This is a genomic window from Mesorhizobium sp. M0678 (assembly GCF_040320505.1).
Lineage (GTDB): Bacteria > Pseudomonadota > Alphaproteobacteria > Rhizobiales > Rhizobiaceae > Mesorhizobium.
The window spans coordinates 221579-241393 of record NZ_JAMYPT010000005.1 but is presented as its reverse complement, the minus strand read 5'-3'; the positions used below and the strand labels follow the sequence as shown (position 1 = coordinate 241393).

Here is a 19815-nt window from a genome sequence, read left to right as displayed (position 1 = left end):
GCCATGACGGCCATGTTCGAACGCATTTCCGCAACCGCACCGCTGCCGGCCCATCTGCGCGGCGGCGTGGTGGCTATCGGCAATTTCGACGGCGTCCACCGCGGCCACCAGGCGGTGCTCGAACGCGCGCGCGCCGAAGCGGAGCGTCGCGGCGTACCCGCCCTGGTGCTGACCTTCGTACCGCATCCGCGAAAGGTGTTTAGGCCGGACATGCCGTTGTTCGTGCTGACGCCGCCGCCGATGAAGGCGCGGCTGTTGTCGCATCTGGGCTTTGCGGCGCTGGTCGAACAGCCGTTCACACGCGAGTTCGCCTCCTTGTCGGCGGAGGCTTTCGTCACCGGCGTGCTCGAGCGCAACCTCGGCATAAGCCACGCCGTCACCGGCTTCGATTTCCATTTCGGCAAGGACCGCCAGGGCGGTCCGGCCTATCTGATGGCTGCCGGCGAGCGCCACGGCTTCGGCGTCACGCTGGTGGATGCGTTTCGCGACGAAAGCGCCGAGGTGGTGTCGTCGAGCCGCATACGCACGCTGCTGTGCGAGGGCAATGTGGCCGAGGCCGCCGGCTTGCTCGGCTACCGTTTCACCGTCGAGGCGGAGGTGATCGGCGGCCAGCAGCTCGGCCGGACACTCGGCTTTCCGACCGCAAACATGAGGCTTTCGCCGGAAGTCACCCTCAATGAAGGGATTTATGCCGTCCGCTTCCGCCGCGCCGACGGTTCGCTACACGATGGCGTCGCCAGCTTCGGCCGCCGGCCGACGGTCGACGACAATGGCGCGCCATTGCTGGAGACCTTCGTCTTCGACTTTTCCGGCGACCTCTACGGCGAGATTTGTGCCGTGTCCTTCTTCGGCTACCTGCGCTCGGAGGTGAAGTTCGACGGGCTTGACGCGCTGGTCGCCCAGATGAAGCGCGACGAGGCCGAGGCGAAGGCACTGCTCGCCGGCGTCAGGCCGCTTTCCGGGCTGGACGCGGCCATAGCTTTTTAGAGCATGGTCCCGAACCGAAGGTCAGCGAAGCAAAAAGTGGGATCCGGTTTTCCGATTAAGATCATGCTCAACCAGAATTTATCTCTTCAGCGCCAAGCCAAGGGCGATGAAGGTCCAGCCCTGGAAGATCAGGTCGACGGCCAGGAACAGGCCCAGAACCCACACGCTGTTGACCGGCCAGCCCATGGCGATGACCAGTCCCGCCAGCGCGCTGATGACGCCGGCCGCGACTACCCAGCCCCAGCCCGGCTGCGGCCGGTGGCTGTAGCCGACCCAGGCCCTGAGCACGCCTGAGGCAAGCAGCGCGACCGCCAGGAGGAAGGTCAGCACCGTCGAGGCGAGGACCGGATTGTCGAAGGCGAAGAAGCCGGCGACGGCGTAGAGGAGGCCGCTGAGCAGCCAATAGAAGAAGCGGCCCCATGTCTTCACGCCGAAGGCATGGATGATCTCGACAATGCCGGCCATCAGCATCAGCCAGCCCACGACAAAGACCGAGGCGACGGTTGCGATGAACAGATTGCCGAAGGCAATGCCGCCGAAGACAAGCAGCAGCACCCCGAGCGCGACGAACCATCCCCATTTCGCCCGCGTCTGGCCAATGGCGTCTTTCATGGCATCGCTGTGCACGGTCATTGCCCTTCTCCCTCAAGGTTGCCTAGCTTCTTTGTTCCGGAAGGTAGCGCCGATCGCCTTGCCCGTCCAGCGAGCAGGCTGTGAGCGCCACACTCCCGAGCGATCCGCTAGACCTCCGTTTTTGACCCGAAGCGGCCAAATACCAGATGGAATAATTCGATCATGTGGGGGGTGAGCCAGTGCTAAAAGATAACAAGCGGGTTTACGGGCGACCCGTCGTCCCGTGTATTCGCCGCGGCGCAAGTGTAACGAAAATTCCCAGTGCTGGCATTGGCCCTTTATACGATGACGTGTGCTGCTGCTATATGCCGTTTTCTACGCTTGATGAGGCTAGGGAAGCAAAATGAGCGATGCGGACGAACACCTCGATCTGACGGAGATCAACGCCGTCCGCAGGTTGTTGACCTCAAAGCCTCGAACGGTCCGCTGGGACGAACGCCGGGCACGGCTCGACGAAGTCGGTTCGGTGTGGCCAGTCGCGGAGGACATCCGATGCGAGCATGTGGTTTTCGATGGCCTCGCGGGCGAGTGGTCCCTGGCGCCTGGGAGTGACAGGGATAAGGTTCTGCTCTTTTTCCACGGTGGTGGCTACTGCTCCGGCTCCCTTAAAAGTCATCGTCGAATGGTTACCGAGGCAGGTCGGGCAATGGGAATACGCACCCTCGCGATCGACTATCGCCGCGCACCGGAACATCCTTTCCCTGCGCAACATGAAGACGCACTCACCGCATGGCGCTTTCTGAGGCGGCAAGGCATCGCGCCGGACCGCATCGTGATTGGCGGAGACAGTGCGGGCGGCAACCTTACCCTGTGCCTGGTCAGTATATTGCGTGCGGCAGGCGAGCCGTTGCCGCGATGTCTTTGGCTGGTTTCGCCCTGGACGGACCTTTCGATGTCCGGCGCGACACTATCAACCAACGACGCAATCGACCCTATCATCCACCGGGCGTATTTGGAGGAACTGGCAACGGCCTATGTTCCCAATGGCGTTGGTCGGCGCGATCCGCTGATCTCGCCTTTGTTCGCCGATCTGAGCGGATTTCCCCCAATGCTGATACAAGCCGGTTCGGCCGAGACGCTGATGTCTGACGCAACTCGGCTCGCCGAAGCCGCCGGCGCGGCGGACGTCAAAGTACGTCTCGAAATTTGGCCGCATATGATTCACGCTTGGCCGGTTTGGAATGCGGGGTTGAGCGCCGGTCGCCGCGCTCTTCACGGCGCAGGCATGTTTGTCCGCGAATGTTTGTAACCCCTGCCGAGGCAACTGCTATCGTATTCCAAACACTTGATCTGGAATCTTGGTGCGCCAAACAGTCGACTGCAATGCGGAACAGGCCGGCCAACGCCGCCGATGTCATGGATATTAAGTCAAATTTTACCGAACTGGCGCCATGGCTTCAGTCAAGGCTGGTTGTATCGGCCAATGTGTTCGACGTATGGAGTAACGATGCGGTCTGTCCCGACGATCCCGGCGGTCCTGGCCGCATTCATGCTCGCCACCTGCGGCGTTGCCAAGGCCGGCGAGGGCACCTTCGGCTGGCTGTCCGGAGACTGGTACCTGACGGTCGGCGCCACCGGCATGATTGCCCCGAATTTCGAGGGCGGCAAGAAGTACCTGCTCAGCGCCTCGCCGATCATCTCGCTCGGCAAGGCTGGTCCCGCGGCGCGCTTCACCTCGCGCAACGACAATATCTCATTGGCATTGATCGACGATGGCGGCGTCCGCGCCGGCCTGACGGGCAAGTTCCTGTTTTCCCGCGACGGTGGTGACGCCGACGAATTGAAAGGCCTCGACCCGGTGCGCTGGGGCGGCGAGGCCGGCGGCTTCTTCGAATTCTATCCTTTGGATTGGCTGCGTGCCCGCGCCGAATTGCGGCACGGCATTCGTGCCCATAACGGCTTTGTCGCCGACATCGCCGCCGACGCCTTTTACGATGTGACGCCCGACGTCAGGATTTCGGCCGGACCGCGCGTTTCGTTCGCCTCATCGGACTATTTCGACGCCAATTACGGCGTTGATGCCGAGGAGTCCCTGGCCTCGGGGCTCAGCGAATATCATCCCGGTGGCGGGGTGAAGTCGGCGGGCCTGGGCGGCGCGGTGACCTGGAAGGTGACCGAGCCGATGACGGCCAGTCTGTTCGGCGAATATTCCCGCCTGATGGGCCCGGCCGCCGATTCCAGCCTGGTCAAGGAGCGCGGCTCCAGGGATCAGTTCATGATCGGCATGTCGACGACCTATCGCTTCGATTTCTCGATGTGATGTCGCAGGTTATATACTGCGCGCAGCCGCATGGCTCAGGCGACTATGCCGTAGGCGATGCGGTTGAGTTCCTCTTCCACAAGCATCGCACTTGTTTCGGATTGTAGGAGATTGATGGGCGCCTCGTTGAGCACCCGACTTCGCTTGCGCAGCCAGCGCTGCGCCCTTTCATGGTTGCCGAAAACACGATCCGCCATCGTTGAAATACGAAGTCGCAGGGCGCGTTCGGACTCGGTAATCGTCAGAGTCACATTTCGTTCCTTCCGGCGCGCTAACTGTGAAATGTAAACCGCAGTTGGTACATGCTCCTAGGAGGAAGCATCAGAGTTCGGGCTTTTCAATAGGGCCGGCCTCGTTTAAAAGCCCGGTCATGACGCACTTTATCAGCGCATTCGCGACTGCGATACGAATTACAGGCCCGGTGTTCCGGGCGGCCTGACCGCCGCCGGAGCCGCCGGGAATCTTGCGCGCGCCTCTCGCGCTTTTTCCAGATCATGATAGTTCAACGCCCGGGCTCTTTTGCCGCCGGGCAACGCATATGGCAGACGAATGACTGATACCGAGACCGCCGAGACGATCGACTATTCCAAAACGCTCTACCTGCCGCAGACGGATTTCCCGATGCGCGCCGGTTTGCCGGAAAAGGAACCGCTGCTGGTCAAACGCTGGCAGGACATGGACCTTTACCGCAAGTTGCGCGAAGACGCAGCCGGCCGCGAAAAATACGTGCTGCACGACGGGCCGCCGTATGCGAATGGCAACATCCATATCGGCCATGCGCTGAACAAGATCCTCAAGGACGTCATCACCCGCTCGTTCCAGATGCGCGGCTATGACTCGAACTATGTACCCGGTTGGGATTGCCACGGCCTGCCGATCGAATGGAAAATCGAGGAGCAGTACCGCGCTAAGGGCAAGAACAAGGACGAGGTGCCGGTCAACGAGTTCCGGCAGGAATGCCGCGAGTTTGCGGCGCACTGGATCAAGGTGCAGGGTTCCGAATTCCAGCGGCTCGGCGTCGTCGGCGACTTCGACAATCCCTATACGACAATGGCTTTCCATGCCGAGGCGCGCATCGCCGGCGAGCTGCTGAAATTCGCCATGTCCGGCCAGCTTTATCGCGGCTCCAAACCGGTTATGTGGAGTGTGGTCGAGCGCACCGCGCTGGCCGAGGCAGAGGTCGAATACCAGGACTATGAGTCGGACACGATCTGGGCGAAGTTTCCGGTCGTCAGCCTCGCTCGCCAGGTCATCAACATCGAGGATGGGCAGCCAGCCCTGGATCCCAAGCTGACGCAGACGTCGCTCGATCTGCTTGATGCCAACGTCGTCATCTGGACGACGACGCCGTGGACAATCCCCGGCAATCGCGCCGTCAATTACTCGCCGCGCATCAACTATGGTCTCTACGAGGTTACCGCGGCCGAGAACGCCTTTGGTCCTCAGCCCGGCGAAAAGCTGATCTTTGCCGAGAAGCTTGCGGACGACGCTGCCGCGAAGGCCAAGGTCACTCTGAATCGGCTTCGCAGCGTTGGCGCCGAAGAGCTTGAAAACCTTACGCTTTCGCATCCCCTCAAAGCTCTGGGCGGCGGCTACGATTTTCCCGTGCCGATGCTCGCCGGCGATCACGTCACCGACGATGCCGGCACCGGTTTCGTCCACACCGCGCCGGGACATGGCCGCGAAGACTTCGACGCCTGGATGGATGCTGCCTCTGATCTTCGCCAGCGTGGCATCGACACCGCGATCCCCTTCACCGTCGACGATGCCGGCTTCTTCACCAAGGACGCGCCGGGCTTCGGCCCGGACTGCGAGGGTGGAGCGGCGCGCGTCATCGACGACAATGGCAAGAAGGGCAACGCCAACCAGGCTGTCATCGACAAGCTGATCAAGCGCAACGCGCTGTTCGCGCGCGGCCGCCTGAAGCACTCCTATCCGCATTCCTGGCGCTCGAAGAAGCCGATCATCTTCCGCAACACGCCGCAATGGTTCGTCTATATGGACAAGGAGCTTGGCGACGGCACGACGCTGCGCAGCCGCGCCCTGAAAGCCATCGACGATACCCGCTTCGTGCCCGCCGCCGGCCAGAACCGCATCCGCGCCATGATCGAGGAGCGCCCCGACTGGGTGCTGTCGCGCCAGCGCGCCTGGGGCGTGCCGATCGCCGTCTTTGCCGATGCCGACGGCAATGTGCTGCGCGACGAGGCAGTCAACCAGCGCATCATGGACGCCTTCGAGAAAGAAGGCGCCGACGCCTGGTTCGCCGCCGGCGCCAAGGAGCGGTTCCTCGGCAATCACGATGCCTCGAAATGGCAGCAGGTCATGGACATCCTCGATGTCTGGTTCGATTCAGGCTCGACGCATGCCTTCACGCTTGAGGACCGGCCCGACCTGAAATGGCCGGCCGACGTCTATCTCGAAGGCTCCGACCAGCATCGCGGCTGGTTCCACTCCTCGCTGCTCGAAAGCTGCGGCACCAGGGGCAGGGCACCCTACGACACCGTCGTCACCCATGGCTTCACCATGGATGAGGAGGGGCGGAAAATGTCGAAGTCGCTCGGCAACACCGTCGTGCCGCAGGACGTCATCAGGCAGTCCGGCGCCGACATCTTGCGGCTGTGGGTGGTGACGACCGATTATTGGGAAGACCAGCGGCTCGGCAAGAACGTGCTGCAGACCAATATCGACGCCTACCGCAAGCTGCGCAACACCATCCGCTGGATGCTGGGCACGCTCGCCCATGACGACGGTGAGGAGGTGCCGCTGGACAAGATGCCGGAGCTGGAGCGGCTGATGCTGCACCGGCTCGCTGAACTCGATGAAGTCGTACGCTCGGGCTACGACGCGTTCGAATTCAAGCGCATCACCCGCGCGCTGCTCGACTTCATGGTGGTCGAGCTGTCGGCCTTCTATTTCGACATCCGCAAGGACGCGCTTTACTGCGAAGCGCCTTCCAGCGTGAAGCGCAAGGCTTCCGTGCAGGTGGTGCGCCATCTCTTCGACTGCCTGGTGAAATGGCTGGCGCCGATGCTGCCCTTCACCATGGAAGAGGCTTGGCTCGACCGTCATCCGGATGCGGTCTCTCTGCATCTCGACCAGTTCCCGGAGATCCCGGCGGACTGGAAGAACGAGGCGCTGGCGGAGAAGTGGCGCAAGGTGCGGCAGGTCCGCCGTGTCGTCACCGGGGCGTTGGAAATCGCCCGTGCGCAGAAGGTCATCGGCTCTTCGCTGGAAGCGGTGCCGGTCGTCACCCTCGACGATGCCGTGCTCGAAGCGGCGATCGCCGATGTCGACATGGCCGAGTTGGCGATCACCAGCGATCTGGTTATCATGCACGGCAAAGCGCCGGCGGGCAGCTTTACCCTCGACGACGTCAAGGGCGTCGCCGTGGTCGTCGAGAAGGCGGAGGACCGTGGCCTGGTGAAGTGCGCGCGCTCCTGGCGCTACACCGCCGATGTCGGCTCAGATCCGGAATTCCCGGATGTTTCGGCCCGTGACGCCGCTGTTCTGCATGAGCTGAAGGCTTTGAGCCGTCTTTGAGGCGGTGCACAAATGCCACGGCGGGGGCCGATCGGCCCTCGCGCGTTGCCCTTAACGAGTGGTTGAGGTAAACACGCGAAACTCCGGACGACAAATTGTCGCCGGAATTCCGTCGGAAGAGCATAGGCGATGGGGACCGGACCTTTCTTTGGCCGGCGGCAATCGAGAGGCTGTCTACAGTGGGACTTTTTGGCATGACCGAGAGAACTTACGCGCGCGTTGCGCTGCTGGCGCCGCTTGTCGTATCGGGCCTCGCTTTGTCCGGCTGCATGGGCTCGCCCACTTACGGGACCGACAAGACCGCGGGCGCGCAGCTTGCCGGCGACCTCACCGGGGCTTTTTCCTTCGCACCCAAGCGCAAGGATAGTATCGACTACAAGCCGCGCCCCACGCTGGTGAAGCCAGGGCCGGGGCAGAAGGAAGTCTTGCCGCCGCCGCAGGAAAGCATCGAGACGGCAAGCGCCGAATGGCCCGAATCGCCGGAGCAGCGCCGTGCCCGCCTGCGCGCCGATGCCACCCTGCATCAGGACGACCCGGCCTACCAGGCGCAGGTCATCGATGACGTGCAGACGGATCCGGCGTCGGTCAAGGCCGCGCTGAAGCAGTCGGGCTCGAGCCATCCGCCAGCCTGGACTCCGGCCGATTCGGACAAGAGCCGCGCCGCGGAAATCATGCGCCGCCGGGCTGAAGGCAAACAGGGCGACCCGACCACCCGCAGATATCTGAGCGAGCCGCCGGTGCAATACCGCGCTGCCGCCGCCACCGCGCCGCAGGGTGACCTCGGCGAGGACGAGTACAAGAAGGAACGCCGCCTCAAGAGGGAGGCGGCCGCCAAGAGTAAGAGCGGCGGCATGTTCGACTGGCTGCCCTGGTAGGCTGACGGCGCCAGAGACGTCCTTGCCCTGAATTGGCTGGCTGGATTGGCTGACTTGGATTTGGACCGTCTGCCGGACCAGAAAATCAGGGTCCGCGTCGCTCGCGAAAAAAGTCCTTCAGCAATGCTGCTGCAGCGTTCTCGGCCATGCCCGGATAGATGTCGGGCACATGGTGGCAGGTCGGTGAAGTGAAGAAGCGAACGCCGTTGACCACTGCGCCGCCCTTCTCGTCGGCAGCGCCGAAATAAAGCCGGCGCAGCCTGGCGAAGGAGATGGCGCCGGCACACATGGCGCACGGCTCCAGCGTCACATAGAGATCGTGGCCGCTGAGCCGCTCGCTGGAAAGCTTGCGGCAGGCCTCGCGGATCGCCAGCATCTCGGCATGGGCGGTCGGATCGGCGAACTCGCGGGTGCGGTTGCCGGCACTCGCAACGACCGTATCGCCGCCGACGACGACCGCGCCAACCGGCACTTCGCCACGCTGGGCGGCGGCTTCGGCTTCTTTCAGCGCCAGGGCCATGAAATCCTGCCGCTTCACGCGGTTTCCATTCCGATTATCTCCTCGCCACTAGAGCGCGATCCTGTTACTACCCGCGCAAACGAGCAAAGGCCACATGGACGACAAAAACAAGAAATTCCCGCGCAAGGCCGGCCCGAAGCCGGGGGGGCCGCGTGGTCGCGATGGCGCTCCCGGCAAGGGCGGCAAGCCGCCCTTCGGCGCCAAAAAACCTTACGCTCCGCGCGGCGACCGGCCGGCGGCGGCCGAAGGCGAACGGCCGAAGCGCGACTTCAAAGGCGGCGACAGGCCGTTCAGCAAAGGGCCGCGTCCGGAAGGCAAGCCTTATGAACAGCGCGAGGGTCCACGCAAGCCTTATGCGCCGCGCGGCGACCGGCCGGCAGCTGCCGAAGGCGAGCGGCCGAAGCGCGACTTCAAAGGCGGCGACAGGCCGTTCAGCAAAGGGCCGCGTCCGGAGGGCACGCCTTATGAAAAGCGCGAAGGTCCGCGCAAGCCTTACGCACCGCGCGGCGACCGGCCAGCAGCTGCCGAAAGCGAGCGCGGCGAGAGGCGCTTCGACCGTCCCAAGCGTGATTTTGGCGGCGATCGACCGCAAGGGGCACAAAGGGCACAGGTGGCATCGGAAGGCGGCTTCAAGCCGCGCCCGCGTCGCGTCGAGGCAACGGAAGAAGCCGGCGAACGCATTGCCAAGCGGCTGGCGCGTGCCGGCCTGGCCTCGCGCCGCGACGCCGAGGAACTGATTGCGGCCGGCCGCGTCAAGGTCAATGGCAAGGTGTTGTCCTCGCCGGCCTTCAACGTCATGCCTGGCGACATCATCCATCTCGACGGCATGGAGATTCCGCCGATCGAGCGCACCAGGCTGTTCCTGTTCCACAAGCCGGCCGGCGTGGTCACGACAAACCGCGATCCCGAGGGCCGCAAGACCGTCTTCGACGTGCTGCCGCCCGGGCTGCCGCGGCTGATGACCATCGGCCGGCTCGACATCAACACCGAAGGCCTGCTGCTGCTCACCAATGATGGCGGCCTGTCGCGCGTGCTCGAACTGCCGGCGACCGGCTGGTTGCGACGCTACCGCGTGCGCGTCCACGGCAAGGTCGAGGAAAGCGCGCTTGCAGGGCTGCGCGAAGGCATTGCCGTCGACGGTGTCTTTTATGGCGCCATCGAGGCGACGCTCGACCGCGAGCAGGGTTCGAACGCCTGGCTGACACTCGGCCTGCGCGAAGGCAAGAACCGCGAGGTCAGGAACATCCTGGGCGCGCTCGGTCTCGACGTGACGCGGCTGATCCGCATTTCCTACGGGCCGTTCCAGCTCGACGATTTGCCGGAAGGCCATGTGCTGGAGATCAAGGGCCGCGTGCTGCGCGACCAGCTCGGCGAGCGCCTGGTCGAAGAGTCCGGCGCCAATTTCGATGCCGATATCGCCAAGCCGTTTTCCAACAAGCCGGTCAGGCGTGAGCGCGAGGAGGAGCCCGAGCGGCCGAAATTCACCCGCGACGGCGAACGCCGGCCGATCGGCGAGGGCGGCCTGATCAAGAACCGCAAGCGGCGCGAGGGCAGCCGCGACGAAGCGCTCGGCAAGCTGTCGACAAGCCCTGACAGGAGCTTTGGGCCAAAAAAGAGCTTTGGCGAGCGTGGCCCCAGACCTGAACGCAGCGACTTCGGGGACAAACCCCGTGGCGACAAGCCTCGTGGCGGCTTCGGTGGGAAAAAATCCGAACGCGAGCAGCGGCCGATCGAGCCGCCGGGCCAGCGCAAGGCCAATGTCTGGATGGCGCCGGGCGCACGGCCGATCGGCAAGGGCAGGGCGGAGGCAGACGCCGCCAAGGCGGCAGAAAACAAGGCGCGCAAGGCATCGTTCAAGCCGTCTTACGGCAAGCCCGGCGGCAAGCCGCAAGGCGGCGGTGCAAAGCCGTTCGGCAAACCGCGCGGCGAGCGCCCGGATGGCGGTGGCGACCGGCCGCGCGGCGGCCCGAAAGGAAGCAATGCGGATCGTCGGCGGTGAGTTTCGCGGGCGTCCGCTGGCGACGCCCCGCACCTTTGCCATCCGCCCGACCACCGACCGCACGCGTGAGGCGGTCTTCAACGTGCTGGCGCATCGCTTTCCCGAAAGACTGGACGGCGCGCGCGTGCTCGACCTGTTCGCCGGCACCGGCGCGTTCGGCCTCGAAGCGCTGTCGCGCGGCGCCTCCTACGCTGTCTTCATCGAGGAATCCGCCGAAGGGCGCGGCCTGATCCGCACCAATGTCGAGGCCTTCGGCCTCACCGGCCGCACCAAGATTTTCCGCCGCGACGCGACGGGCTTGGGCGAGGCGGGCACCATCGCCGCATTCGGCATGGTCTTTGCCGATCCGCCCTATGGCAAAGGCCTTGGCGAACGCGCCTTGCGCTCGGCCAAAGCAGGCGGCTGGCTCGCCCCCGGCGCGCTCTGCGTCGTCGAGGAAGCGGCGGCGGCGCCGTTCGAGGCAGGGTCGGGCTTTTCGGTTGTCGACGAGCGCAACTATGGCGAGACGGTCATCCGGTTCATCGAGGCCGCCTGAGTTCGGCTTCCACGATGGCGCCTTCAAAATGACGAACAATTCGTTTTGCCTCGACCAGCAACCCCGCCTATCGTCCCACTACAAACCGGAGCCATCTATGACATTTCAGGCTGAATGGCTGCGCGGAACGCTCTTGGGACTGGCTCTGGTGATGGCCGCGCCGGCTCTGGCGGATAACAATCCTGACGATGGCGTCGTCACCGATTTCCTGCTCGACAATGGCATGGAGGTCGTCGTCATCCCCGATCACCGCGCCCCCATCGTCACCCATATGGTCTGGTACAAGATCGGCAGCGCCGACGAGCCGCCGGGCAAGTCCGGCATTGCCCATTTCTTCGAGCATCTGATGTTCAAGGCGACCAGCAACCATGCGGCGGGCGAGCTCGACCGTGCCGTCGCCGCCATCGGCGGTTCGGACAACGCCTTCACCTCCTACGACTACACCGCCTTTCACGAGACGGTGGTGCCTCAGGCGCTCGGTGAGATGATGGGCTTCGAGGCCGACCGCATGCGCAATCTCATCCTCAACGACGACGTCATCAAAACCGAGCGCGACGTCATCCTCGAGGAGCGCCGCTCGCGCATCGATAGCAATCCGCAGGCGGTGCTCGACGAGGAGATCGACGCCACGCTGTGGCAGAACCAGCCGTACCGCATTCCGGTCATCGGCTGGATGCAGGAGATGGAGAAGCTGAACCGCACCGACGCGATGGCCTTCTACAACAAATATTATACACCCAATAACGCCGTGCTGGTGGTGGCCGGCGATGTCGAGCCGAAAACGGTCAAGGCGCTGGCCGAAAAGACCTATGGCAAGATCGCGCGCGGCCCGGACTTGCCGCCGCGCATCCGCCCCGTCGAGCCCGAGCAGAACACCAGGCGCACGGTGACGCTGACCGACGGGCGCGTCAGCGTGCCGAGCTTTACCACGCAATGGGTGGTTCCGTCCTATCACACGGCAAAGCCCGGCGAAGCCGAAGCGCTCGACGTGCTGTCCGAAATCCTCGGCGGCGGCAACCGCAGCCGGCTCTACCAGGAGCTTGTCGTCAGGCAAGGCATCGCCGCCGAGGCCGGCGCCTTCTTCCAGGGCACCATGCTCGACGACACCAATTTCACCGTCTACGGCGCGCCGCGCGGCGATGCCAAGCTTGCCGACATCGAGGCCGCGGTCGACGCCGAGATCGCCCGCATCGCGAAAGACGGCGTCACCAGCGACGAGCTGGAAAAATCCAAGGACCGTTTCGTACGCTCGATGATCTTTGCCCGCGACAAGCAGGAGGACATGGCCAACATCTACGGCTCGACGCTCGCCACAGGCGGTAACGTCCAGAACGTCCAGCAATGGCCGGACCGCATCCGCAAGGTCACCGCCGACCAGGTCAAGGCGGTCGCTGCCCGCTATCTCAATCTCGACCACGCAACGACCGGCTATCTTCTGCCGCAAACCCAAGCTGGGAATTGATTTGATGATGAGCCAGCATGGTCCCGCTCTGCCTTCTCCCCTCGTGGGCTCCTCCCCTTCTCCCACAAGGGGAGAAGGGAAGCGCCCGCACGCCGGCCCTCTTCTAGCAACCCTGTTCCTCTCCCTTCTCTTTGTCATCCTGCCGGCGCTTTCCGCTCGCGCCGCCGTGAACATCCAGGAGGTGACCTCGTCGAAGGGCATCACCGCCTGGCTGGTGGAGGATTATTCGGTGCCGATCGTCGCTATCCGCTTCGTTTTCGATGGCGGCGCGACGCAGGATCCGCCCGGCAAGGAAGGGCTTGCCAATCTGATGAGCGGCCTGTTCGACGAAGGTGCCGGCAACCTCGACAGCGAGGCCTTCCAGATCAAGCTTGACGATGTCGGCGCCGAGATGAGCTTCGATGCGCAGCGCGACGGCATCTACGGCTCGATGCGCATGCTGGCCGAGCAGCGCGACGGCGCCTTCGACCTGTTGCGGGTGGCGGTCAACCAGCCGCGCTTCGACCAGGTGCCGATCGACCGCATCCGCGCGCAGATCCTGTCCGGCATCATCGCCAACGAGCGCGATCCCGATACGCTCGCCCAACGCAAATGGCTGGACGCGATCTACGGCACGCATCCCTATGCGCGGCCCGACCAGGGCACCAGGCAAAGCATCGCGACGATTACGCCGGCCGATCTCAGCGCCTTCCACAAGGCAAGTTTCGCCCGTGACGGCCTGCATGTCGCGGTGGTCGGCGCCATCGACGCCGAGACGCTGAAGCAGAAGCTCGACCTGGTGTTCGGCAGCCTGCCGGAAAAGCAGGCGCTTACGCCCGTTCCCGACATCGACCTGAAGCTCGGCCAGCAGCTCGAGGTCGTTTACGACCAGCCGCAGGCCTCGCTGCAACTCGCCTATCCCGGCGTGAAGCGGAATGCGCCGGATTTCTTCGCCGCGGTGCTGATGAACGAGATCCTCGGCGGCGGCACCTTCACCTCGCGGCTGTTCGACGAGGTGCGCGAGAAGCGCGGCTTGGCCTACAGCGTCAGCTCCGACCTCGTCGACCACCAGCATTCCGAGGCGCTGTCCATCACCACCTCGACCCGCGCCGATAGGGCGGCCGAGACGCTGGCCGTGGTGCGCGACGTGGTCAAGCGCATGGCCGAGGAGGGGCCGACCGAAGCCGAGCTGGCGGCGACCAAGAAATACATGATCGGCGCCTATGCCATCAACAATCTGAATTCCTCCGGCGCGATCGCCTCAACGCTGCTCGAGATTCAGCTCGGCAAGCTCGGCATCGACTACATGCAGCGCCGCGCCGCCCTGATAAACGCGGTGACGTTGGACCAGGTGAAAGCGGTGGCGAAAAAGCTGCTCTCCGCCGAGCCGGCCGTCATGGTGGTCGGGCCGAAGCTCGGCGCGGCCAACAAGGGATGAGCCCTAGCTTCGGCATCGCCTTTGGCGGCGGCGGGGCGCGTGGGCTGGCGCATATCCATGTCATCGAGGCGCTGGACGAGCTGGGCATAAGGCCGGCAGCAATCGCCGGCTCGTCGATCGGCGCCATCATGGGCGCCGGCATGGCTTCGGGCATGACCGGCAAGGACATCCACGACTATACGCGCTCGATCCTCGGCCGCCGCGCCGAAGTGGCGACGCGCATGTGGCGGGCGCGGCCCGGCACTTTTGCCGAAGCGTTGCAGGGCGGCTTGCGGGTCAGCCAGTTCAATGTCGAGCGCATCCTCAAGGCGTTCCTGCCCGACGCCATTCCCGAAACCTTCGCCGAATTGAAGATACCGCTGAAGGTGACGGCAACGGACTTTTATGGCCACCAGCTCGCCGTGTTCGACGAAGGCGAGCTGCATTCGGCGCTGGCCGCTTCGGCGGCGATCCCGGCGGTGTTCCGCCCGGTGATGCGCGACGGCAGGCTGCTGATCGACGGCGGCATCTACAATCCCGTGCCGTTCGACCTGATCGAGCTCGACGCCGACATCATCATCGCCGTCGACGTGGTCGGCGCGCCGACCGAGGCGGGCCGCAAATTCCCGACCTCCGTCGACCTGATGTTCGGCGCCACGCAGCTGATGATGCAGTCGATCATCGCCAGCAAGCTGAACCAGAGCCGGCCCGACATATTGATCAGGCCGGCGGTGTCGAAATACCGGGTGCTCGATTTCATGAAGGTCGAGGCGCTGATGGCCGAGACGGTGGCGATCAAGGACGAGCTGAAGCGCGAGATCGAGAAGGCGGTCGAGGCCCGCGCCAAGGCCGAAGCCAGCAAGCGCACGAACCGTCTCGGCGGATAACCGTAATCAAGCGTCCGGCGTCAGCGCCCGCTGGACCATGAGCGTATCCTTCGTAAGTGGCGCGGATCAGCTCGCGATTGGCGGCCATCTCAGCCCCACTTCATCTCGCCGGTGGCAACCTTGGAGCCGATGTCGAGCGCGACGCCCATGCCGAGGCCGGGGAAGCGGGCGTCCATGGCGCTCTTCAGCGCGGCAGCGTCCTTGGCCTTGGCCAGTTCTTCCTCGAAGGCGACGAGATAGGTTTTGGTGTGCTCGACGCCCGAAAGGTCGGTTGCCGCCTGCGGCGTCATGTGCCCGGGCACGACAATCGCCGGCTTGCGCGCCGCGATCTTTTCGAGATTGGCGAGCCAGGCGGCGCGCAGTTCCCTGGTCGGCGTGTCGGCGGTCCAGACATGCACGCCGGCAAAGATCATCACCCCGCCGAACACCGCATTCAGCGACGGCACGAAGAGATAGCGCCGGTTGGCGAGGCCTTCCGCGGCGACGATCTCGATGGTCTCGCCATCGACGTTGAGCGTCTTGCCGTCGAATGCTTCGGGGATGACGACGTCGGCTAGCGCCTGCGGGCCATTCTCCTTGAGCTGCGGCCCCCAGACGGCGAGCTTCTTTTCGACATTGCCGTTGATGGCGGCCACCGTCTCGGCCGCGGCGATCACCCGTGCCTGCGGGAATGCCTGCTTGATCGGCTTGAGGCCGAAATAATAGTCCGGGTCGGACTGGCTGACATAGATGGTGGTGAGCGTCTTGCCGGTCGCCTTGATCGCCTCGGCCACGGCCCGGCCGTCGGGGTAGGTGAAACCGCCGTCGATCAGCACGGCTTCGGCGGCGCCGGAGACCAGCACCGGGGCGCGGAAGAAGCCGTTTTGCCCGGCGGGGAAATGTTTCCAGGAAAGCCCGCCTGCCGCATGGCCAAGCCCGGCGGGAGCAAAGACCGCGGCAGCGCCGGCGGCGAGGGTGGTTTTCATGATGGCTCTCCGTGTGAACATGGATGTCTCCTGGGAATGCGGAACTCGGCGGCGCGCAGCCTCGATGCCCGCAAGATGGCAAAAGCGGAATGCGTATTGAAGGCAGACAAAATAGACGTAATGTATGCCATTGCCTGACAATGAGACTGCCTCTGCCATGAGCGAAGCATGAACCTGAACCGGCTGGCCTATTTCGCGGCGGTGGTCGATGCCGGCTCGTTCACGCGGGCCGCCGAGCGGCTGGGCATCACCAAGGCGGTGGTCAGCCAGCAGGTGGCGCGGCTGGAGCGCGATGTCGGAACGACGCTGCTGATCCGCACGACGCGGCGCGTCCATCCGACCGAGGCCGGCCGAACGTTCCATGCCCGCTGCCTGCAGGTCCTGCAGCAGGCCGAGGATGCCTTCGACGAGCTCGCGCAGGCCGCCGCCGAGCCGACTGGCACGCTGCGCATCGCCGCGTCCAACGACTACGGCACATCGGCGGTGGTGCCGGTGGTCGCCGCCTTCAGCGCGCGCTATCCCGCCTGCCGGGTGGAGCTGACGCTGGGCGACGAGACGATCGATCTGGTTTCCGGCCACATCGACGTGGCCATCCGCGTCGGCTGGCTGGCCGATTCCAGCCTGCAGGCCCGGCGCATCGGCACCTTCCAACAATTCATGGTATGCGGCGCCGGCTTTGCAGGCCGGTTCACCGCCGGCGAACCGCAAGACCTCGCCGGGCTGCCCTTCGTCGCCAACATGGCGCTGCGCGAACCGCTGCTATGGCAATTTTCGCGCGGCGATGACGAGCAGCAGGCCGTGCGCATGCAGGCAACGATTTCGATCGACGCAACGCCGGCAGTGCTGGCAGCGGTCCGCGCCGGCGCCGGCCTGTCGGTGCTGCCGGACTTTTTGGTGCGGGACGAACTGGCCGCCGGGCGGCTGGTGCAGATCCTGCCCGAGTGGCGGCTGCCCTCCGGCGGCATCTACACAGTCTACCCCGCCGCCCGCTTCCGCCCGCCCAAGGTGACGAGGTTTGTCGAGATGCTGATCGCGGCCGAGCAGAAGCTGGAGGCAGGCGGGCGGGGGCGCTGATGGGCGAAGCTGCGATCTCCCCCCTTGAGGGGGAGATGGCCGGCAGGCCAGAGGGGGTCGGTTCGACCGGGCGCGGCCTGCCTCTTGCGTCGGTGGGGGTTGGCGCATTACGCGAGACGCCCCCCTCTGCCCTGCCGGGCATCTCCCCCTCAAGGGGGGAGATTGGCTCATCACGCCATCCCAGCCGCATACTCCAGCGCCACCACGCCGTTGCTGAATTGCCTGGCCGAGATCAGCTCGAGCGGCAATTGCGCGCCGGGCGGGAACAGCAGCTTGCCCTGGCCGACGGCACCGGGATAGCTGAGCAGGCGGATGCGGTCGACCAGGCGATGGCGCAGCAATTCCTGCGCGACGCTGAGGCTGCCATGCACATAGATGTTGCCGCCGCTGCCTTGCTTCAGCCCTCTGACCGCGTCCGGCAACGCGCCCTGCAGCAGCTCGGCCGGCTGCCAGTCCAGCGCTGTCAAACTCGTCGAGGCGACATATTTCGGCAGCGCATTGAACCGGTCGGCGAAATCTCCGGTCTCCTTGGGCCACGAGCCGGCAAAGATCTCATAGGTCGTGCGCCCCAACAGCATGGCGCCGCTGTCGGCAAGCTCGTCGTCCTTGAACTTTTGCATCTCATCGTTCCAGGCCACGCTCGGCAGCTTCTCGACCTCGGCAATGCCATCGACGCTGATGAATTCGGTGATGATGAGTTTTCTCATGGCGGGTTCCTTTCTGGCAGGGCCGAATGGCGCGGGGCCTTATGCGACATGCGCCGTCAACTAGCGCGGCGCTTTTTCAGGGGGAGGGTTTTCCCTGTTCGCTTCCAAAGACCGATACCGTGGGAAAAGCTTCTCCGACCTGCCCGTCGTTCGGTCATGCCACAAGGTCCGCATCGGGGGCCGGTCTTTTTTGCCGATTGGATCTGGGTTTAGTTACGGGCTGGCTACAGGTGGGCAATACCGGCTTTCAGCAGTCCTTCGCGGACGTGCTGCACATCAGACTCCTGGGCAAAGTGCAGGGTGGCGATAAATGAATCGAGGTCGAATTGGGGATCGAGCGTTCTGATCTTGCCTAGATGCGCCGCGGCCGCGATTTCGTCGCCGAGCCAGCCGTAGCAGGCAGCGGCGAAAGCGTGCTGAGCCGAGTCCATGGTTGACAGATGCATGAAAGCTTCGATCGCCTCGCCATACTGGCGCGCAGCGAAATGCGCCTTTCCCAGGTGGCTCCAGAACCTCTCCGGATGGTGCGGGTTCAACTGCATTGCCTTGCGGATCCATTCAATTCCCTCTTCCGGCCTCCCCAGCCACGTCAATAACTCGCCTTGCTGCACCACCACGAGGTCGTAATTGGGATTGAGGGCCAGCGCCCGCTCTTGATGGTAGCGCGCCGTGGTCAGCTCATTGTTGTTCACGTTCACTGCCGCGAGAATGCGGTGGACATCGGCATCGTTGTTGTCCAGCGCCAGCGCCCTGTCCAGCGCCGCCATAATGTTGTTCCAGACGGCATCCCTGTCTTCGCACCAGTTATGGACCCAGGCCTGGCCAAGAATGCAGGCCCGCCAGGCATGGGCATGGGCATAATCGGGGTCGAGTGTGACGGCCCTTTCTATCAAGGTTTGCGCGCGTTCATTATCCGCAATCGTGCTTCGGTGATGCAGCACCTTGGCAGCAAGCACACATTCATACGCGGCCATGTTTGCAGGTTTCGCCCGCGCGAGCTGGTCCCGCTGAGCCGCCTCGACACGACCGGGCAGCGTGGCTGCGATCGCCGCCGTCACCTCATCCTGAATCGCGAATATGTCGTCCAGCTTCCGGTCATATTTGTCTGCCCAAATATGAGCGTCATTCGCCGTGTCGATGAGCTGAACCGTCACGCGCACCCTGTCGCCGATCTTGCGGACGCTTCCCTCCACCAGGTATTGGACGGTGAGTTTCTCGGCCACCTCGCGCACATTCACGGCGCGGTTCTTGTAGACGAAGCTGGAATTGCGCGAGATGACGAACAGCTCATGGTGGCGGGACAGTTCGGTGATGATGTCCTCGGTCAGTCCGTCCGCGAAAAATTCCTGCTCGGGGTCGCCGCTCATGTTGGTGAATGGCAGCACCACTATCGACGGTTTCGAGATGGATCGCTTTGCCTCGACTTCTGGCAGGACAGAACTATCAAACCCAACGCGATAGAGGCGAACCGGGCGGCTGATGTTCTTCAACGTCTTCTCGCCCAGGTCCTCCATGGCAATTTCGAGACGGTCGGCAATTTGGGTCGCCACCGCTGCGGTCACGCAGATACCGCCGACGTCGGCGAGTTGCTCGATGCGCGAGGCAATATTGACGCCGTCGCCGAAAATATCCTCATCGTCGAAAATGATGTCGCCGAGATTTATGCCGATCCTGAATTCGATGCGCCGTTCTTGCGGCACATCCGAATTGCGCCGTTTCATGCGCTGTTGGATTTCCACGGCGCATTTCACGGCATCGGTCACGCTCTGGAACTCAACGAGCATGCCGTCTCCGGTGGTCTTGATGATCCGGCCCTTGTTCTTAGCGATGGCGGGATCGACCAGTTCTATGCGATGGGTCCGAAGACGTGCGAGCGTGCCGGATTCGTCGGCCTCCATTAGCCGACTGTAGCCCGCCATATCGGCAGCCAGAATTGCGGCTAGTCTCTGTTCCATCGCTTGAACCAAAAACCAAG

The 19815-nt window shown here is 64.0% G+C and carries 17 protein-coding genes; 11 read left to right on the top strand and 6 right to left on the bottom strand.

The window, feature by feature from the left end; translation table 11 throughout:
• The first annotated feature begins 3 nt into the window (after positions 1-3).
• Entirely contained in the window at positions 4-987 is a 984-nt protein-coding gene (locus NKI29_RS12285; RefSeq protein WP_352569769.1) for a bifunctional riboflavin kinase/FAD synthetase, read from the top strand.
• A 78-nt stretch (positions 988-1065) separates the two neighbouring features.
• On the opposite strand, the gene NKI29_RS12280 is transcribed toward NKI29_RS12285, so the two are convergent.
• Positions 1066-1620, bottom strand: coding sequence for an HdeD family acid-resistance protein (locus tag NKI29_RS12280; protein ID WP_352569770.1), 555 nt, complete (start codon positions 1618-1620; stop codon positions 1066-1068).
• A 343-nt stretch (positions 1621-1963) separates the two neighbouring features.
• Here NKI29_RS12280 and NKI29_RS12275 point away from each other — a divergent pair, with 343 nt between their 5' ends.
• On the top strand, positions 1964-2869 hold the full coding sequence (locus tag NKI29_RS12275) for an alpha/beta hydrolase (RefSeq protein WP_352569771.1): 906 nt from the start codon (positions 1964-1966) through the stop codon (positions 2867-2869).
• 198 nt (positions 2870-3067) lie between these two features.
• The gene (locus tag NKI29_RS12270; RefSeq protein ID WP_352569772.1) at positions 3068-3880 is read left to right on the top strand and encodes a MipA/OmpV family protein; all 813 of its coding nucleotides are present in this window, start codon (positions 3068-3070) and stop codon (positions 3878-3880) included.
• A gap of 35 nt (positions 3881-3915) precedes the next feature.
• Here NKI29_RS12270 and NKI29_RS12265 read toward each other — a convergent pair whose 3' ends face one another.
• On the bottom strand, positions 3916-4131 hold the full coding sequence (locus NKI29_RS12265) for an antitoxin Xre/MbcA/ParS toxin-binding domain-containing protein (RefSeq protein WP_352569773.1): 216 nt from the start codon (positions 4129-4131) through the stop codon (positions 3916-3918).
• A 298-nt stretch (positions 4132-4429) separates the two neighbouring features.
• On the opposite strand from NKI29_RS12265, the gene ileS reads away from it, so the two are divergent.
• Together ileS and NKI29_RS12255 are read left to right on the top strand one after the other, a co-directional pair.
• Positions 4430-7420, top strand: coding sequence for an isoleucine--tRNA ligase (gene ileS, locus NKI29_RS12260; RefSeq protein WP_352796358.1), 2991 nt, complete (start codon positions 4430-4432; stop codon positions 7418-7420).
• Positions 7421-7614: 194 nt separating this feature from the next.
• Complete coding sequence (locus tag NKI29_RS12255; RefSeq protein ID WP_352458053.1) at positions 7615-8295, top strand: hypothetical protein; 681 nt, start codon at positions 7615-7617, stop codon at positions 8293-8295.
• A gap of 85 nt (positions 8296-8380) precedes the next feature.
• Here NKI29_RS12255 and NKI29_RS12250 read toward each other — a convergent pair whose 3' ends face one another.
• Entirely contained in the window at positions 8381-8833 is a 453-nt protein-coding gene (locus NKI29_RS12250; RefSeq protein ID WP_352479909.1) for a nucleoside deaminase, read from the bottom strand.
• 76 nt (positions 8834-8909) lie between these two features.
• Between NKI29_RS12250 and NKI29_RS12245 the strand changes: the two genes are divergently transcribed.
• From NKI29_RS12245 to NKI29_RS12225, 5 genes are all read left to right on the top strand, one after another.
• Positions 8910-10814, top strand: a complete 1905-nt coding sequence (locus tag NKI29_RS12245; protein ID WP_352569775.1) for a pseudouridine synthase — start codon at positions 8910-8912, stop codon at positions 10812-10814.
• Positions 10795-11349 carry a 16S rRNA (guanine(966)-N(2))-methyltransferase RsmD gene (rsmD, locus tag NKI29_RS12240; RefSeq protein ID WP_352569776.1) on the top strand — a complete coding sequence of 185 codons (555 nt, stop codon included), beginning with the start codon at positions 10795-10797 and terminating at the stop codon, positions 11347-11349. The genes NKI29_RS12245 and rsmD overlap by 20 nt, the downstream gene beginning before the upstream one ends.
• Positions 11350-11446: 97 nt before the next feature.
• Positions 11447-12811: a M16 family metallopeptidase gene (locus tag NKI29_RS12235; RefSeq protein WP_352569777.1), complete on the top strand. Its 1365-nt coding sequence runs from the start codon at positions 11447-11449 to the stop codon at positions 12809-12811.
• A 166-nt stretch (positions 12812-12977) separates the two neighbouring features.
• The gene (locus NKI29_RS12230; protein ID WP_502896677.1) at positions 12978-14228 is read left to right on the top strand and encodes a M16 family metallopeptidase; all 1251 of its coding nucleotides are present in this window, start codon (positions 12978-12980) and stop codon (positions 14226-14228) included.
• Positions 14225-15094, top strand: coding sequence for a patatin-like phospholipase family protein (locus tag NKI29_RS12225; protein ID WP_352569779.1), 870 nt, complete (start codon positions 14225-14227; stop codon positions 15092-15094). The genes NKI29_RS12230 and NKI29_RS12225 overlap by 4 nt, the downstream gene beginning before the upstream one ends.
• An 89-nt stretch (positions 15095-15183) precedes the next feature.
• On the opposite strand, the gene NKI29_RS12220 is transcribed toward NKI29_RS12225, so the two are convergent.
• Complete coding sequence (locus NKI29_RS12220) at positions 15184-16080, bottom strand: MBL fold metallo-hydrolase (RefSeq protein WP_352796356.1); 897 nt, start codon at positions 16078-16080, stop codon at positions 15184-15186.
• A gap of 147 nt (positions 16081-16227) precedes the next feature.
• Between NKI29_RS12220 and NKI29_RS12215 the strand changes: the two genes are divergently transcribed.
• Positions 16228-17133, top strand: a complete 906-nt coding sequence (locus tag NKI29_RS12215; RefSeq protein ID WP_352680688.1) for a LysR family transcriptional regulator — start codon at positions 16228-16230, stop codon at positions 17131-17133.
• A 170-nt stretch (positions 17134-17303) separates the two neighbouring features.
• Here the strand turns inward: NKI29_RS12215 and NKI29_RS12210 are convergent, their stop codons facing one another.
• Positions 17304-17840 carry a dihydrofolate reductase family protein gene (locus NKI29_RS12210; protein ID WP_352796354.1) on the bottom strand — a complete coding sequence of 179 codons (537 nt, stop codon included), beginning with the start codon at positions 17838-17840 and terminating at the stop codon, positions 17304-17306.
• A 224-nt stretch (positions 17841-18064) separates the two neighbouring features.
• The gene (locus NKI29_RS12205; RefSeq protein WP_352796352.1) at positions 18065-19795 is read right to left on the bottom strand and encodes an adenylate/guanylate cyclase domain-containing protein; all 1731 of its coding nucleotides are present in this window, start codon (positions 19793-19795) and stop codon (positions 18065-18067) included.
• Positions 19796-19815 lie beyond the last annotated feature (20 nt).